The following is a 15,032-nucleotide window of genomic DNA, read 5'->3' as shown; positions in this document are numbered from 1 at the left end:
CGGGCTGCCAGCAGAAGTGCTGTGGGAGGACCCAAACGTTCAGCCCGGGCAGTTCCACCACGGAGACGCCTTGCTCGTCGCTGCTGCGTCTGCCGGTGTAGCCGCGTTTGCTCAGGTTCAGTGTCAGCGTCTGCGCGGCGGTGCCGGGGTGTATGCGCAGGTGGCGGCCTGGCCAGCGGAAGGGCAGGGGCAGCGCGAACCAGACGGTCTTGCCGGGCGTGCGCTGCGTGGACAGCCGCGATCGAGACGGGCCGGTTCCCCAGTCGGCGGTGACCGCGGCGACGAGATCGAGGCCCTTGCCGTGCTCGTCCAGCAGACCGGTGCCTGCGGTGCGGGGGAGGGCGTGTCTGGCGCAGTCGAAGATCGAGACGACGAGTTGCGGAGCGGGGACCGTCCGGGCCCATATCCACAGCTCAGGGGCGGTGCTGCGGTTCCCGCGGAGACCGTGTGCGGCTGCGCGTGCCTCAGCGCGTTGGTGGCCGTCTCGGATACCGCGAGCTTGCCGTCCTCGATGAGGCCGCGCTCCAGGCCGAGCCCGGCCATGACCTGATGCAGCAAGAACCGCGCCGCAGCCGGCCCGCTCTCGTCCACCGGAAGCCGCCAGGCACACGCCCCACCCGCGGCCAGGTTGGGCGGACGAAACCTCACCATCGGGAGCCACCTCCTTGGCAACGTCTTGGCTTGAGCAGGTGTCGCAAAGTGGGACAGACGTCCCATTCCATTGATCACCCTGTGTATTCAAGGTGTTGCTGTTAGTGTTGACTGAGACGGGTGCGCTGTGCAACGTTTCTCTTCAAGACGTTTCATGATTTTTTGGCCATCACGCACTGAGTGGCGCTGTGCAAGCGGGAGACTCCAGCCATGGCGACGAGGATCGAAACGTTTCGCGGGCGGCAGCTCCGTCGCGAGTTGTTGCGCCTACGCGAGCAGGCCGGACTTTCGATGGAGGATGCAGCAGCGCGGCTTGACTGGTCCAAGGCCAAGATCTCGCGTATCGAGACTGGGCGGACTCGAGTGACGCCCGGCGACGTGCGCCTCATGCTGGAGGAATATGGGCTTGCGGACGATCAAAAGCGTCAAGCCTTGATCACCTTGGCGAGGGAGGCTCGCAAGCCGGCGTGGTGGCACAAGTACTCCGATGTGATCGCCAGCCCCTATGTCGGCTTCGAGGCGGAGGCCTCTGCCGTGCGGACCTATCAAGCCCAAGTGGTCCCGGGACTCCTGCAAACCAGGGGCTACATCAAAGCGCTGCTCAGGTCTGTGCGGCCTGCCCTGCCTGACAGTGTCATCGACCGCCGTATGGAGGCACGCATCGCAAGGCAGGCCCGCCTCGCAGGGGATAACCCCCTTCACCTGTGGGCGGTCATCGACGAGACGGTGCTCCACCGGATGGTTGGTGGGAGGGAGGTCATGAACGAGCAGTTGGACCGGCTACGCGAGGTGGCAAGCCTCCCCAACGTCACGCTCCAAGTCCTGCCGTTCGAGGCCGGTCTCCACTCGGCGATGGGTGTCCCCTTCGCGATCCTGGACTTCGCCGGGCCGATGCCGGTTAGCGGTGTGTATCTGGAACACCTCACCGGCGAGCTGTATCTTGAGGACGAGTCTGATGTCTACAGATATAACCAGGTTTTTGATCACCTTCGCGCCAAGGCGCCAGATCCAGAACGATTCATTGCCTTGATCGACAAGATCGCGGCGCGACTGTAGACGAGAAAGAAGGTTAGTCATGAAGGTTTCGGATCTTAAGGCGGCTGCGTGGCGCAAGAGCTCCTACAGTCTGCCGACGCAGTCGGACTGCGTTGAGGTTGCGCGGGTTGGGGCGGTCAACGCGGTCCGTGACTCCAAGGACCCTGAGGGTGCGTTCTTGATCGTGACGCGTAGCGCGTGGAGCGGCCTGCTGTCACAGATCAAGCAGGGAGCCTACGACCTGTGAGCCTGGCGCCTGCGCCAGGCGGAAGGGTGGGCGTAGTGCCCATGAGGGATGATCCGCGCTGCGTCGTGTGGCGCAAGAGTTCTCGCAGTGGCAGCTCGGGTGGCGAGTGCGTTGAGGTGGCGCGGCTGGAAGACGCGTGTGGTGTGCGTGATTCCAAGGCGCCCCAGGTCGGGTACCTGGCCATCGACCGTGGCCGGTGGGTGGCCCTGCTGGCGGAGATCAAGCAGGGCACCTACGACCTGTGAGCCTGGCGCCTGCGCCAGGCGGAAGCGAGGTGACATGCTCCTGGCGAATCTCACCGAAGTCGTCTTCCGTAAGAGCAGCTACAGCGAAGGATCTGGCTGCGTAGAGGCCTGTGCTGTCGGCAGCCACCGCCTGGTTCGGGACTCCAAGAACCCGGGCGGTGGGTTCCTGACCTTGGATGCCGCCGCGTGGGGCGGGTTGCTTTCGAAGATCAAGCGCGGGGACTACGACTTGTAGGCGCCTCGTGGAGGGGGGCTCAGGAGGAGGCGAGGAGCATGCCTCGAAGTCAGGCGGGCGGCGTTGTATGGCGCAAGAGTTCCTACAGTCTGCCGACGCAGTCGGACTGCGTTGAGGTTGCGCGGGTTGGGGCGGTCAACGCGGTCCGTGACTCCAAGGACCCTGAGGGTGCGTTCTTGATCGTGACGCGTAGCGCGTGGAGCGGCCTGCTGTCACAGATCAAGCAGGGAGCCTACGACCTGTGAGCTTGGCGCCTGCGCCAGGCGGAAGGGTGGGCGTAGTGCCCATGAGGGATGATCCGCGCTGCGTCGTGTGGCGCAAGAGTTCTTACAGTGGCAGCACCGGCGGCGAGTGCGTTGAGGTGGCGCGGATTGAAGGCGCACGCGGTGTGCGTGACTCCAAGGCCCTCGAGGTCGGGTACCTGACCATCGACCGTGGCCGGTGGGTGGCCCTGCTGTCGGAGATCAAGCAGGGGACCTACGACCTCTGACGGCGGGTGCGTCTCTGATTTGGGCTGACGCCGACGCGGCCGGATTGATCAAGGCCGTTGGTTGTGCCGGTGGCCTTGTCTGGTGTCGTCTGCACCCGTCACAGTACGTGAAGGTATGCAGACGCACTGGGCGGCTGTGTTCACGCTGAAAGAGGCTTTGGAGTCGGCCGGGAAGGGTTTAAGCGCTCTCGTGGACTTGAGGATGCTGCGTGACATCGCCGCCATCGCCGATCCGATCGAGCGGGCGCGGGCGGTCAGTCGCGCCATGACCGAGCAGCAGGGGCTCATGGAGGAGGCGGCGCGGATCCGCCGTGGCGCGATCGCCGAGGCCCGCGAGGCGGGGCACAGTCTGGAGGAGATCGCTCGGGCGCTCGGCGTCACGCCCGGGCGCGTCTCGCAGATGCGCAAGGGCCCGGCGGCCAAGGCGCCGGCGGCGCCGGTGAGCCAGGGGCCGAAGGTCATCGTGCAGCGCGCGTTGCCGACCGACCCGGCGACGCGCGGGTCGGCCTCGCTGTTCATGACCGAGGCCGAGCGGCAGGGGATCCGGCCCGGGCGCCGCATGCTGTACGTCGGCCTCGAGCCCGCGTCCGAGCACGTCGCGGCGTGTCTGCGGGTGCAGCCGGGGGACGAGATCATCGCGCGGCGCAAGATGATGACCGCCAACGACGTCCCGGTGCGGATCGCCACGTCCTATTTCCGGGCCGACCTCTTCGGCGGCACGCGCATCGCCGAGCCCGAGTTCGTCAAGCCGTCTCTGCAGGCGGCGATCGAGGCGCTCGGGTATGCCTTCGGGCATGCGGAGGAGACGCTGACCGCGCGTCCCGCGACGCGGTTCGAGGCCGACACGCTCGAACTGGACCCGGGCGAGTGGGTGGTGCAGGTTCTGCGGGCGTCCTACTCCACCGAAGACACTCCCGTGCACACGCTGGAGACGATTTGCTCCGCCACGCGGCATATCTTCACCATCGGCCAGGTCGGCGGCCTTGACGAGTTTTAAGGCCATGCTTGATCCCGTGCAGATCCTGTCGGATCTGCACGGGCGCCTCTGGTGAACGCTTGTCGTGGTTTTGTGGTTTGTGCAGGTTGAGGGGTGTTTTGTCAGGAGGTGTCGGGGCTAGACGGGTTTTGTCGCGTAGTAGTAGAGCGAGATGTCTTCCGGGGCGTGGAGTCGCTCTTCGCCGTCTGCGCCAATCATGAGCACCCAGCCTTTCGGCGGTGAGCCGTAGGCCGGGCCGGGTTCCGTGATGGTGAACGGTCCGGTCCCGTTCTGGGCCCAAACTGTGGCGCCGAAGGTGACCTTGTGACCGTCACGGGTGCGGTATTTCGCCATGTGCCGTTGATATCAGGCTGACATGCCGCCGCCAAGGCTTTCGGCTTGTTCGGCCGTCGCATTTCAGCGTTTTGTGCGTTTGATGTGGGGCGCGCCGCCCTGCTTTAGGAGCCGTGGACGAGGTGGCGCAGCGTGCGTTCGAGTTCCGTGCGGATGATGCGGCCCGCCTCGGCGGGGGAGCGGTCGCGGATCGCCTCGACGAGGGCGGCGTGGGCGGCGTGGCCGTTGGCGTCGGCCGCGTGGACGTCGACGAGCTTCACCAGGTCGAGCAGGCCGTCGCGCAGCACGGGGACGAACGTGGCGAACAGGTCCGACAGCACCGGGTTGTGCGCGGCGGAGACGACGGCGACGTGCAGGGCGATGTCGGCGTCGATGAACGCGGCGTCGTCGCCGCTCGCCTCGGCCTCGCGACGGGCGGCCAGCCGGGCGTCCATGGCGGCGATGTCGGCGTCGGTGCGGCGTTCGGCGGCGAGTTCGGCGGCGCGGATCTCGACCATCAGGCGGATCTCGTAGACGTCCGCGACCGAGGCGCGGCGCAGCCGGGTCGCGAAGTCCTCGACCGGCTCGGTGGCGACGACGAACACGCCCGCGCCCTGCCGGGTGCGCACCAGGCCGGCCCCGGCAAGAGCGCGGATGGCCTCGCGGACGGTGGAGCGCCCGACGCCCAACTCCCGGGCCAAGGTCGTCTCGCCGGGAAGCTTGCAGCCGACCGGCCAGTCACCTGCGGCGATCCGCTCGCGCAGGTGCCGGACGGCCTGGTCCACCAAGGGGCTCGGACGAAGCACCGCAACACCTCTGCTTGTCTGACAAGCTGACAGATGGCTAGAGTACCCCGCATGCCGACGCGTGGTCTGCTTCTCGTCCGCCGCGGCGGGGCCTGACCGGACCGGCACCCCGCCGCGGGGATCGACGCCGCCGGTCCGTCGACGACCGGTCTCGTCAAGGAGGACACGTGAAAGCGTTCCCGACCCTGCACACCCCCGAAGGCCCGGTGCCCGACGACGCGCCGTGGTGGAACCCGCAGCGCGGCAGCGCGATGCCGTACCACCGCTACCGCCCGGCGCACGAGCGCGTACCCCTGCCCGTCATCGACCGCACCTGGCCTGACAAGCGCATCGAAAGCGCGCCCCTGTGGGTGCCGGTGGACCTGCGCGACGGAAACCAGGCCCTGGCCGAGCCGATGGACCCCGCGCGCAAGCGCGAGATGTTCGACCTGTTCACGGCCATGGGTTTCAAGGAGATCGAGGTCGGTTACCCATCGGCCAGCCAGACCGATTTCGACTTCGTCCGGCACCTGGCCGAGGCGGACGCGGTGCCCGACGACGTGACACCGGTGGTGTTCACCGCCGCCCGCGCCGACCTGATCGAGCGGACGTTCGCTTCGATCGAGGGGCTGCCGCGCGCGGTCGTCCACCTGTACACCGCCACCGCGCCGACCTGGCGCGAGGTGGTGCTCGGTCGCGATCGGGCCGAGCTGCACGCTCTCATCCTGGAGGCCGCCGCGCACGTCGGACGGCTGGCGTCCCGGTGTCCCGGGGTGCGCATGGAGTTCTCGCCGGAGACGTTCATGCTCACCGAGCCGGACTACGCGCTGGAGGTCTGCGACAGCCTGACCCGGCTGTGGGAGGCGTCGCCCGACCGGCCCGTCATCCACAACCTGCCCGTCACCGTCGAGATCGCGACGCCCAACGTGTACGCCGACCAGATCGAGTACATGCACCGCCACCTGGCGGACCGCGACGCGGTGATCCTCTCGGTGCATCCGCACAACGACCGGGGCACCGGGGTGGCGTGCGCCGAGCTGGCGCTGCTGGCGGGCGCGCAGCGGGTCGAGGGGTGCCTGTTCGGCAACGGCGAGCGCACCGGCAACGTCGATCTGGTGACGCTGGCGCTGAACCTGCACGCGCAGGGCGTCGATCCCCAGATCGACTTCTCCGACATCGACGAGATCCGCCGCACGGTCGAGCACTGCAACCGGCTGCCCGTGCACGCACGCCACCCGTACGCGGGCGACCTGGTCTACACCGCGTTCTCCGGCACCCACCAGGACGCGATCGCCAAGGGCATGGCGCACCACGCGCGCCGCGCCGCCGACCTCGGCGTGCCGGAGCGGGAGGCGCCGTGGGACGTGCCGTACCTGCCGATCGATCCGGCGGACGTCGGCCGCGACTACGCCGCGGTGATCCGCGTCAACAGCCAGTCGGGGAAGGGCGGCGTGTCGTACCTGCTGCGCAGCGAGTACGGGGTGGACCTGCCCCGGCGGCTGCAGATCGAGTTCTCGCAGGTCGTGCAGCGTTTCACGGACGACAGCGGCACGGAGGTCACCGCCGCGCAGCTGTGGGACCTCTTCCGCGCCGAGTACCTGGACAGGGCGGACGAGGGGCCGGTCGTGCCGGTGGAGTGGCGCACCGTCCACACCGGGCCCGAGCGGCACGACTTCACCGGTGTGCTGCGCGTCGACGGGGAGGAGGGCGAGTACACGGGCACGGGCAACGGCCCCTTGGACGCGCTCACCGACGCGTTGGCGAATGCAGGCATCAAGGTGGACGTGCTGCAGCACGTCGAGCAGGCCGCGCAGCAGGGGGCCGACGCCACCGCGGTCGCATACGTCGAGTGCCGTGTGGACGGGTTGGTGCGCTGGGGCGCCGGTCTCGGCACGTCGCTGCTGACGGCGTCGGTGCGGGCGCTGCTGTCGGCCGTGAACCGCGCGCGATGACCGGGTGCCCGCGCCCGGCCGGATCCCGGCATGCCGGTTGGCGCTGGTGCGGGTTTCTGATCTCTTGTACTTTGTCGGTGACCGTCGCGAGGAGCGATCATATGATCACACGTGGCAGGTGGCCGCTGGCTTTGGCCGCCGTCATGCTTCTGTCGGCCGCCTGCTCGTCCGAGGACGAGCCGCACACGCTCACCCTCGACGTCACCGGCGAGGGCAAGGTCTCCATCACCTACGAGATCAACGGCGATTCCACGACCGAGTCCCAGGTCACGCTGCCCTGGCGTAAGGAGATCAAGCTCACCAAGCAGGGCACGGACACCTGGAAGGTCGCCATCCAGCGCAAGGACGACGGCCAGGTGAGCGCTGTGGCCTACGTCGACGGCCGCCCCATCACCCGCGCCGAGGGGACGGGCAGCGGCACCAGCAACCTGAGCGGCTCCGTACGCTGACGTTGACGTCCTCCCCGCCCTGAAGGGCGGGGATTCCTGCCGTGCCGCTCATGCGGCACCTCGGTGGGTTCCTGCTTCACCGACCTGCGCCACCGCGAGCGGTGGTCTTACCCGTCCGAGCTAATTCGTGGGTATCACTCCTGTATTGACCGTTGTTCGGCGCTGGTTACGGGGAGCAGCATGGGCGACAGGGCGCGCTGGCGCAGGAGGTGGCATCGGACCGGCGGGTCGGACAGCGGGCGGCAGCCGTGGCTGCTGCCGGACGGGCAAGAGCGGCTGCCGCATATTGCGAAGACGCTGTTCAAGGGGCACTGGGGGCGGAATCTGTCGGTACTGGGCTTGGACCAGATTTCCCCATTCGAGGAAAACGAGGTGACGGTGCCGAAACCCGGCAGCATCTACGGCCGTCGGTACCACATGACGTGGCAGGCCCCGTGTGTGATCCTGCGTCGCTGCCGTCCCGCTGCCGAATGGTTCCCCCCGATCTACGAGGAGCGGCTGTCGGCGCTGTGCGACCTGTACGTGGCCTCCTACACCAAGGCGCGGACGTGGGGCCCTACCTTGAGCATCCAGGTGTCTGCGGACGCCGACCCCTACACCTTCGAACCGTCGGTTGAACCCTGCCGCAAGGCGGGTTTCGCCGACGACGACCCGTATGCGGCCCCGGTGGTGGGGACGGTCCACATCGCGGCGGAAGACAGGGACATCAAGCGCTGGCAGGACGCCGCCATCGCGTATCTCACCGAGATCGACGACGTGGTCGAACGGCTCAGCCGCGTCTGGTGCGATGACGGGAAGCGGATCTCGCCGTCGCCCTGGCGCACCCGCCGGCGGTTCGCCCGCTGGCAGTCGGCGCTGGCCGACGGGTACGACCGCCTTCTGCGCGCGTCCGAGCAGTATCGGCCGGTCCACGACGAGGTGCGCGCCCAGGCGGAGGAGACCGCGAAGGCTTTTCCGCGGATGGGCGCGCAGATCGCCCGGCTCTTCGCCTGGCAGCAGCGGGAGCTGTGGTACCTGGCGCCCGCCGAAGGGGACGAGTTCCGCATCACCCGCTCCGACGTGGTGGCGCCCGCCGAGACCGGCCAGAAGCTCAGCGGGCTCGGGGACGTCATCAAGGAGGCGCAGGAAAAGCGCTTTCGCCTGCACCTGGTGGACTGGGACGAGGAAGCGGTCCGCGTCTCCGAGCGTGAGCTGGCCGCCATCGCCGAGCGGCTGCCGCCGTACGCCGGGACGACCCCGGCGGGAGAACCGATCGCCCCGAAGTTCCCCTCCTCGCTCCTCGACCTGGCCGAGGACTGGTTCGGGCCCGGCGTGGCGCGCCTCAACGACCGTGACGAACTGGAACGCGACCGCGAGTTGCGCGCCGAATGGGAGCGCGAACGGGCCCAGAGACCGCCCCGCCGGACGACGCACTACTACGGCGGCCACGGCAGCGACTACGGGTTCGGCATCCACACGTGACGCCCGCCCGGCGGCGGGCGGGGTCGGGTTGGCCCCACTCGGGTTCGGGGAGCTGGCTCCCTGGGGCGGAGGGTCGGCGCCGCCTACATTCGCAGGCATGAGCGGACGCAGGCGGATGAGAATCCTGATCGCGCTGCTGGTCGCCGTGCTGGCGGCGGGTGCGCTGCCGCCGCCGCGCAACCCGGCGAACGCGCTGACCGGTCACCGGTACGAGGGCCGGTGACCGGTCAGCGGGCATCACACGGCCGGGATCAGATGGCCGCGGTCACTTGGCCAGGTCGACCGCGCGGGCGGGCGCCACGGTGAGCGCGTCGGCGTCCCCGGCGCGGTCGACCACCACCTCGTCGCCGTCGCGGACCTCGCCCGACAGCAGGGCGCGGGCCAGCTGGTCGCCGATGGCCGACTGCACCAGGCGGCGCAGCGGACGGGCGCCGTACTGCGGGTCGAACCCGGTCAGCGCCAGCCACTCGCGGGCCGCCTCGGTCACGGTCAGCGTCAGCCGGCGGTCGGCCAGCCGCCGCCGCAGCCGGTCGATCTGCAGATCGACGATGCCGGTCAGCTCCTCGGTGGACAGCGTGTCGAACACGATCACCTCGTCCAGCCGGTTGAGGAACTCCGGCTTGAACGACGCCCGGACGGTCTCCATGACGGCCGACCGCTTGGCGGTGTCCGACAGGTCGGCGTCCATGAGGAACTGCGACCCCAGGTTGGACGTCAGGATCAGGATCGTGTTGCGGAAGTCGACCGTGTGGCCCTGCCCGTCGGTCAGCCGGCCGTCGTCCAGCACCTGCAGCAGGATGTCGAAGACCTCCGGGTGGGCCTTCTCCACCTCGTCCAGCAGGATCACCGAGTACGGGCGGCGCCGCACCGCCTCGGTGAGCTGGCCGCCCTCCTCGTAGCCGACATAGCCGGGCGGGGCGCCGACCAGCCGGGCCACGCTGTGCTTCTCGGAGTACTCGCTCATGTCGATGCGGGTCAGCGCCCGCTCGTCGTCGAACAGGAACTCCGCCAAAGCCTTGGCCAGCTCGGTCTTGCCGACGCCGGTCGGGCCGAGGAACAGGAACGACCCGGTCGGCCGGTCGGGGTCGGAGATGCCGGTGCGGGCGCGGCGCACCGCGTCCGACACCGCGCGCACCGCGGCGGTCTGCCCCACCAGGCGCTTGCCGATCTCCTCCTCCATGCGCAGCAGCTTGGCGGTCTCGCCCTCCAGCAGGCGGCCCGCGGGGATGCCGGTCCAGGACGCGACGACCTCGGCGACGTCGTCCGGGCCGACCTCCTCCTTCACCATCGCCTCGCGGGTCTCGGCCTGCTCGGCGGCCTCCCGCAGCTGCTTCTCCAGCGCGGGGATCTCCCCGTACATCAGGCGGGCCGAGGTCTCCAGGTCGCCGTCGCGTTGGGCGCGCTCGGCCTCGCCGCGCAGCTGGTCGATGCGCTCCTTGAGCTCGCCGACCCGGTTCAGCCCGGCCTTCTCCCGGTCCCAGCGGGCGTTGAGCGCGTTGAGCTGCTCCTGCCGGTCGGCCAGGTCCTTGCGCAGCCGCTCCAGCCGCTCCCGGGACGCCTCGTCGGTCTCCTTGGCCAGGGCCAGCTCCTCCATGCGCATCCGGTCGACGGTGCGCTGCAGCTCGTCGATCTCGACCGGACGCGAGTCGATCTCCATGCGCAGCCGGGATGCGGCCTCGTCCACCAGGTCGATCGCCTTGTCCGGCAGGAACCTGGCGGTGATGTACCGGTCGGACAGCGACGCGGCCGCCACCAGCGCCGAGTCGTTGATCTGCACCTTGTGGTGCGCCTCGTAGCGGCCCTTGAGACCGCGCAGGATCGCGACCGTGTCCTCCACCGACGGCTCGCCCACGTACACCTGCTGGAACCGGCGCTCCAGCGCGGCGTCCTTCTCGATCCGCTCGCGGTACTCGTCCAGCGTGGTCGCGCCGATCATGCGCAGTTCGCCGCGGGCCAGCATCGGCTTGAGCATGTTGCCGGCGTCCATCGCGCCCTCGGCGCCGCCCGCACCGACCACGGTGTGCAGCTCGTCGATGAACGTGATGATCCGGCCCTCGGCGGCCTTGATCTCGTTCAGCACCGCCTTGAGGCGCTCCTCGAACTCGCCCCGGTACTTGGCGCCCGCCACCATCGCGCCGAGGTCCAGCGCGACCAGCCGCTTGTCGCGCAGCGACTCGGGGACGTCCCCGGCCACGATCCGCTGCGCCAGGCCCTCCACCACGGCGGTCTTGCCGACGCCGGGCTCGCCGATCAGCACCGGGTTGTTCTTGGTGCGCCGCGACAGCACCTGCACCACGCGGCGGATCTCGGTGTCGCGGCCGATCACCGGGTCGAGCCGGCCCTCCCGGGCCCGCGCGGTCAGATCGACGCCGTACTTCTCCAGCGCCTGGTAGGTGTCCTCCGGGTTCTCGCTGGTGACGCGGGCGTGCCCGCGCACCCGCTCGAACGCCTCCAGCAGCGCCTGCGGGGTGGCGCCGAACTCCTTGAGCAGGTCGGCCACCGTCCCGCCGTCGGACGCCAGGCCGACCAGCAGGTGCTCGGTGGAGACGTACTCGTCCTCCAGCCGCCGCGCCTGGTTGGCGGCCGTGTTCATCGCCACGATCAGCTGACGGGACAGCTGCGGGGACGACACCGTCGCGCCCGCCGCCTTCGGCAGCCGCTCCAGCAGCTCCTCGGCGCGGCGCCGCACCTGTCGCCAGTCGGCGCCGACCGCCTCCAGCAGCGGCACCGCCGTCCCGTCGGTCAACCCGATCAGCGCCGAGAGCAGGTGCGGCGGCTCCACCTGCGGGTGGCCCTCGGCCGCGGCCCGGCGGACCGCGACCGACACCGCCTCCTGGCTCTTGTGCGTCAGCTTGTAATCCATGGTGCGATCAGCTCCCCCTCGGCCCGGACGGGGCCGTTCGCGGCGGCGCTAGTCGGAGCGGCGCTCGTGCCACAGCACCACGCTGGTGCGGCGGATCGGCACGAGGTCGCCGCCGGAGGTGCCGCCGGTGTCACCGCGACGCCGCTGCTGCGCCAGGCGCGCCGCGACGGCGCGGGTCGATTCGAGTTCGTTGGTCAGCTCCTCCAGCGCGGCGCGGGCCGCCGCCAGCTCCTCCTGGAGCCGGACGTTCTCGCGCTGCAGTTCGAGGATGTGCTTGATGCCCGACAGGTTGATGCCCTCCTCCTGGGAGAGCCGCTGGATCTCGCGCAGCTGCACGATGTCGCGCATCGAATAGCGGCGGCCGCGCCCGGCCGTGCGGCCGGGCGACACCAGCCCCAGCCGGTCGTAGGTGCGCAGCGTCTGCGGGTGCAGGCCGGACAGCTGCGCCGCCACGGAGATCACGTAGACCGGGGTGTCGTCGCCGAACGGTTCCATGGAACGCTCACTCCTCCCTGGCCTGCCGGAGCAGCTCGCCGCGCAGCTCGTCACCGCCGCCCGCGGCCCGCAGCCGTTTCAGCGCCTCGCGCGTCGGGTCGTCGACCTTCTGCGGCACGTGCACCTCCACGGTGACCAGCAGGTCGCCCTTGGTGCCGTCGCGCCGGGTCGCACCCCGGCCGCGCACCCGGAAGGTGCGGCCGTTGGGGGTGCCCTCCGGCAGGCGCAGCGTCACCGGCTGCCCGCCGAACGTCGGCACCTTGATCTCGGCGCCCAGCGCGGCCTCCGGGAAGGTCACCGGGACCGTCAGGGTCAGGTTGTCGCCGCTGCGGCCGAACACCGGATGCGGCCGCACCTTGATGTTGACGTACAGGTCGCCGGCCGGGCCGCCGTTCTCGCCGGGCGCCCCCTTGCCCTTGAGCCGAATCTTCTGCCCGTCCTTCACCCCCGCCGGGATGCGGGCCTGGATGGTGCGGGTGCCGGCCGCCCGGCCGCTGCCGCGGCAGTTCGGGCACGGGTCGTCCACCACCAGCCCGCGGCCGCGGCACTCCTTGCACGGCTCCTGAAAGCCGAAGCTGCCCAGGTTGCGGGTCTCCAGGCCGGTGCCCTCGCAGGACGGGCACACGCGCGGCACGGTGCCGCTGCGGGCGCCGGTGCCCCGGCAGTGCGGGCACGCCGCCTCGCTGGTCAGCCGCAGCGGCACGGTCGCACCCGACAGCGACTTGCCGAACGACAGCGTCACCTCGGTCTCGACGTCGGTGCCGCGCCTGGCCCGGCGTCCGGCGCCGGTGGTGGTGCGGGTGCCGCCGCGTCCGAACAGCCCGCCGAACAGGTCGCCGAGCCGCTCGCCGGCGCCGCCGCCCGCGCCCCCGGTCTGCCCGAAGAGGTCCCCCAGGTCGAAGCCGAAGCCGCCGCCCGGCTGGCCGCCGCGGAACCCGCCCGGCATCGACCGCAGCGTGTCGTACTCCTTGCGCCGCTTCTCGTCGGACAGGACGTCGTAGGCCTCGGACACCTCCTTGAAGCGGTCCTCGGCGTCGGCGTCGCCCTTGTTGGCGTCCGGGTGGTACTTGCGGGCCAGCCTGCGGTAAGCCTTCTTGATCTCGTCCTGCGAGGCCGTCTTCGAGACACCGAGGACCTTGTAGTAGTCCTTCTCCAGGTAGTCCTTGGTGCTCACGATGCCCCGCTCTCTGCTCGCGCCACGTTCTTCGTTCGTCCTGGACGGTCCCGCCCCGATCATCGTCGCCGAGGCGGGACCGTCGCGGAAGGGGTCTACTCGCCGTCGCCGGCCTTGGGCTGCCCGCCGCTTCCGTCGGCGGACGCGCCGCCGGAGTCGCCGCCGGACGCGCCCTCGGACGCGCCCTCAGCGGCATCGCCGCCCTCGGCGGCGGCCTGCCCGGGGGCGGGCTCGGCCACCGCGACGCGCGCGGGCCGCAGCACGCGCTCGCCGATCCGGTAGCCCGGCTGCAGCACGTCCACGCAGGTGGTGTCGGTCACGTCGGGCGAATAGGAGTGCATGAGCGCCTCATGCACCATCGGGTCGAAGGGCTCGCCCTTCTCCCCGAACTTCTCCAGCCCGAGCTTGCCGACCACGGCCTCCAGCGCTTCGCCGACCGACTTGAACCCGCCGGTCAGCTCGTCGTGCTCGCGGGCGCGGCCGATGTCGTCCAGCACCGGCAGCAGCTCGTTCAGCACGTTGGCCAGGGCCTGCTCGCGGACGGCCTGCCGGTCGCGCTCGACCCGCTTGCGGTAGTTGTCGAACTCGGCCTTCAGCCGCTGCAGGTCGGCGGTGCGTTCGTCGAGCTGGGCGCGGAGCTCCTGCTCGCCGGCCGAGGTCCCCCCGCCGGGTGGCGCCTGCCCCGAGTCGGCCGCCCCCGCCCCGCCGGAGTCCTTGGCGGACTCCGGCGCGGCCTGGGCGCCCTCGCGGACCTTGCCGGTCTCGGGGTCGATGCGCCGCCGGTCGCGGATGACCGGGGCCTCGCGCTCCTCGCCCTCGCCCTTGGTGGGAGGGGTCGTCACGCGGCACCACCCTTCGGCTTGTCCTCGTCGACGATCTCGGCGTCGACGACCTCGTCGTCCTGCTGGGCCTGCCCGTCACCGGACGCCCCCGCGTCGGCGCCGGCGGTCGCGCCGTCGCCCGCGGACTGGTTCTGGGCGTAGATGGCGGCGCCCATCTTCTGGCTGACCTGCGCGAGCTTCTCGGAGCTTGCGCGGATGGCGTCGACGTCGCTGCCCTCGAGGTTCTTCTTGACCTCGGCGATCGCCTCCTCGACCTCCTTCTTGACGTCCTCGGGCACCTTGTCGGTGTTCTCCTTGAGGAACTTCTCGGTCGAGTAGGCCAGCGTCTCGGCCTGGTTGCGGGTCTCGGCCTGCTCCTTGCGCTTGCGGTCCTCCTCCGCGTACTGCTCGGCCTCCCGCATCATCCGCTCGATGTCCTCCTTGGGCAGGGCCGAGCCGCCGGTGATGGTCATCGACTGCTGCTTGCCCGTGCCCAGGTCCTTGGCCGAGACGTTGACGATGCCGTTGGCGTCGATGTCGAAGGTGACCTCGATCTGCGGCACGCCGCGCGGCGCCGGCGGGATGCCGGTCAGCTGGAAGGTGCCCAGCTTCTTGTTGTAGGCGGCGATCTCCCGCTCGCCCTGGAAGACCTGGATCTCCACGGACGGCTGGTTGTCGTCGGCGGTGGTGAACACCTCCGACCGCTTGGTCGGGATGGTGGTGTTCCGCTCGATGATCTTGGTGAAGATGCCGCCCTTGGTCTCGATCCCCAGGCTCAGCGGCGTGACGTCCAGCAGCAGGACGTCCTTCACCTCGCCCT

At 70.1% G+C, this 15,032-nt stretch carries 18 protein-coding genes; 11 read left to right on the top strand and 7 right to left on the bottom strand.

Annotated features, from left to right (window positions below; all coding sequences use genetic code 11):
• The first annotated feature begins 861 nt into the window (after positions 1-861).
• The 7 genes from QSK22_RS20880 to QSK22_RS20850 all read left to right on the top strand — a co-directional run bounded on the left by QSK22_RS20880 (position 862) and on the right by QSK22_RS20850 (position 3,900).
• Positions 862-1,707, top strand: coding sequence for a helix-turn-helix domain-containing protein (locus tag QSK22_RS20880; protein WP_285495945.1), 846 nt, complete (start codon positions 862-864; stop codon positions 1,705-1,707).
• 19 nt (positions 1,708-1,726) lie between these two features.
• On the top strand, positions 1,727-1,933 hold the full coding sequence (locus QSK22_RS20875) for a DUF397 domain-containing protein (protein WP_285495944.1): 207 nt from the start codon (positions 1,727-1,729) through the stop codon (positions 1,931-1,933).
• Positions 1,934-1,974: 41 nt separating this feature from the next.
• Entirely contained in the window at positions 1,975-2,178 is a 204-nt protein-coding gene (locus tag QSK22_RS20870) for a DUF397 domain-containing protein (protein ID WP_285496102.1), read from the top strand.
• 34 nt (positions 2,179-2,212) lie between these two features.
• Complete coding sequence (locus QSK22_RS20865; protein ID WP_285495943.1) at positions 2,213-2,413, top strand: DUF397 domain-containing protein; 201 nt, start codon at positions 2,213-2,215, stop codon at positions 2,411-2,413.
• Between the two features lie 38 nt (positions 2,414-2,451).
• On the top strand, positions 2,452-2,658 hold the full coding sequence (locus tag QSK22_RS20860; RefSeq protein WP_285495942.1) for a DUF397 domain-containing protein: 207 nt from the start codon (positions 2,452-2,454) through the stop codon (positions 2,656-2,658).
• A gap of 41 nt (positions 2,659-2,699) precedes the next feature.
• Entirely contained in the window at positions 2,700-2,903 is a 204-nt protein-coding gene (locus QSK22_RS20855) for a DUF397 domain-containing protein (RefSeq protein WP_285495941.1), read from the top strand.
• A gap of 115 nt (positions 2,904-3,018) precedes the next feature.
• A complete protein-coding gene (locus QSK22_RS20850; RefSeq protein WP_352231463.1) occupies positions 3,019-3,900 on the top strand; it encodes a UTRA domain-containing protein in 882 nt (293 codons plus the stop codon).
• Between the two features lie 117 nt (positions 3,901-4,017).
• Here the strand turns inward: QSK22_RS20850 and QSK22_RS20845 are convergent, their stop codons facing one another.
• Together QSK22_RS20845 and QSK22_RS20840 are read right to left on the bottom strand one after the other, a co-directional pair.
• Positions 4,018-4,233, bottom strand: coding sequence for a hypothetical protein (locus QSK22_RS20845; protein ID WP_285495940.1), 216 nt, complete (start codon positions 4,231-4,233; stop codon positions 4,018-4,020).
• A gap of 104 nt (positions 4,234-4,337) precedes the next feature.
• Complete coding sequence (locus tag QSK22_RS20840) at positions 4,338-5,018, bottom strand: FadR/GntR family transcriptional regulator (protein ID WP_285495939.1); 681 nt, start codon at positions 5,016-5,018, stop codon at positions 4,338-4,340.
• 251 nt (positions 5,019-5,269) lie between these two features.
• Here QSK22_RS20840 and leuA point away from each other — a divergent pair, with 251 nt between their 5' ends.
• The 4 genes from leuA to QSK22_RS20820 all read left to right on the top strand — a co-directional run bounded on the left by leuA (position 5,270) and on the right by QSK22_RS20820 (position 9,082).
• A complete protein-coding gene (gene leuA, locus QSK22_RS20835) occupies positions 5,270-6,949 on the top strand; it encodes a 2-isopropylmalate synthase (RefSeq protein WP_285496100.1) in 1,680 nt (559 codons plus the stop codon).
• Between the two features lie 101 nt (positions 6,950-7,050).
• Positions 7,051-7,398, top strand: coding sequence for a hypothetical protein (locus QSK22_RS20830; protein WP_285495937.1), 348 nt, complete (start codon positions 7,051-7,053; stop codon positions 7,396-7,398).
• A gap of 180 nt (positions 7,399-7,578) precedes the next feature.
• Positions 7,579-8,859: a hypothetical protein gene (locus QSK22_RS20825; protein WP_285495936.1), complete on the top strand. Its 1,281-nt coding sequence runs from the start codon at positions 7,579-7,581 to the stop codon at positions 8,857-8,859.
• 97 nt (positions 8,860-8,956) lie between these two features.
• Entirely contained in the window at positions 8,957-9,082 is a 126-nt protein-coding gene (locus QSK22_RS20820) for a hypothetical protein (RefSeq protein ID WP_285495935.1), read from the top strand.
• Positions 9,083-9,124: 42 nt separating this feature from the next.
• Here QSK22_RS20820 and clpB read toward each other — a convergent pair whose 3' ends face one another.
• The 5 genes from clpB to QSK22_RS20795 all read right to left on the bottom strand — a co-directional run.
• Positions 9,125-11,722, bottom strand: a complete 2,598-nt coding sequence (gene clpB, locus QSK22_RS20815; RefSeq protein ID WP_285495934.1) for an ATP-dependent chaperone ClpB — start codon at positions 11,720-11,722, stop codon at positions 9,125-9,127.
• 48 nt (positions 11,723-11,770) lie between these two features.
• On the bottom strand, positions 11,771-12,217 hold the full coding sequence (locus tag QSK22_RS20810) for a heat shock protein transcriptional repressor HspR (RefSeq protein ID WP_285495933.1): 447 nt from the start codon (positions 12,215-12,217) through the stop codon (positions 11,771-11,773).
• 7 nt (positions 12,218-12,224) lie between these two features.
• Positions 12,225-13,391, bottom strand: a complete 1,167-nt coding sequence (gene dnaJ, locus QSK22_RS20805; RefSeq protein WP_285495932.1) for a molecular chaperone DnaJ — start codon at positions 13,389-13,391, stop codon at positions 12,225-12,227.
• A gap of 95 nt (positions 13,392-13,486) precedes the next feature.
• Complete coding sequence (gene grpE, locus QSK22_RS20800) at positions 13,487-14,233, bottom strand: nucleotide exchange factor GrpE (RefSeq protein ID WP_285495931.1); 747 nt, start codon at positions 14,231-14,233, stop codon at positions 13,487-13,489.
• Positions 14,230-15,032 (bottom strand): Hsp70 family protein (locus QSK22_RS20795; protein ID WP_285495930.1); only part of this gene is annotated, 803 nt, incomplete at its 5' end. The genes grpE and QSK22_RS20795, both read right to left, overlap by 4 nt.

This window comes from Actinomadura sp. NBRC 104425 (assembly GCF_030269545.1).
GTDB lineage: Bacteria > Actinomycetota > Actinomycetes > Streptosporangiales > Streptosporangiaceae > Spirillospora > Spirillospora keratinilytica.
This window is presented reverse-complemented; position numbering and strand designations above follow the sequence as displayed.

Coding starts and splice junctions, on each gene's coding strand:
- QSK22_RS20830 (WP_285495937.1), top strand. CDS start 7,051: ATGATCACACGTGGCAGGTGGCCGCTGGCTTTGGCCGCCGTCATGCTT.
- QSK22_RS20810 (WP_285495933.1), bottom strand. CDS start 12,217: ATGGAACCGTTCGGCGACGACACCCCGGTCTACGTGATCTCCGTGGCG.
- QSK22_RS20870 (WP_285496102.1), top strand. CDS start 1,975: ATGAGGGATGATCCGCGCTGCGTCGTGTGGCGCAAGAGTTCTCGCAGT.
- QSK22_RS20855 (WP_285495941.1), top strand. CDS start 2,700: ATGAGGGATGATCCGCGCTGCGTCGTGTGGCGCAAGAGTTCTTACAGT.
- QSK22_RS20850 (WP_352231463.1), top strand. CDS start 3,019: ATGCAGACGCACTGGGCGGCTGTGTTCACGCTGAAAGAGGCTTTGGAG.
- QSK22_RS20825 (WP_285495936.1), top strand. CDS start 7,579: ATGGGCGACAGGGCGCGCTGGCGCAGGAGGTGGCATCGGACCGGCGGG.
- QSK22_RS20845 (WP_285495940.1), bottom strand. CDS start 4,233: ATGGCGAAATACCGCACCCGTGACGGTCACAAGGTCACCTTCGGCGCC.
- QSK22_RS20880 (WP_285495945.1), top strand. CDS start 862: ATGGCGACGAGGATCGAAACGTTTCGCGGGCGGCAGCTCCGTCGCGAG.
- clpB (WP_285495934.1), bottom strand. CDS start 11,722: ATGGATTACAAGCTGACGCACAAGAGCCAGGAGGCGGTGTCGGTCGCG.
- QSK22_RS20860 (WP_285495942.1), top strand. CDS start 2,452: ATGCCTCGAAGTCAGGCGGGCGGCGTTGTATGGCGCAAGAGTTCCTAC.
- QSK22_RS20875 (WP_285495944.1), top strand. CDS start 1,727: ATGAAGGTTTCGGATCTTAAGGCGGCTGCGTGGCGCAAGAGCTCCTAC.
- QSK22_RS20865 (WP_285495943.1), top strand. CDS start 2,213: ATGCTCCTGGCGAATCTCACCGAAGTCGTCTTCCGTAAGAGCAGCTAC.
- QSK22_RS20820 (WP_285495935.1), top strand. CDS start 8,957: ATGAGCGGACGCAGGCGGATGAGAATCCTGATCGCGCTGCTGGTCGCC.
- leuA (WP_285496100.1), top strand. CDS start 5,270: ATGCCGTACCACCGCTACCGCCCGGCGCACGAGCGCGTACCCCTGCCC.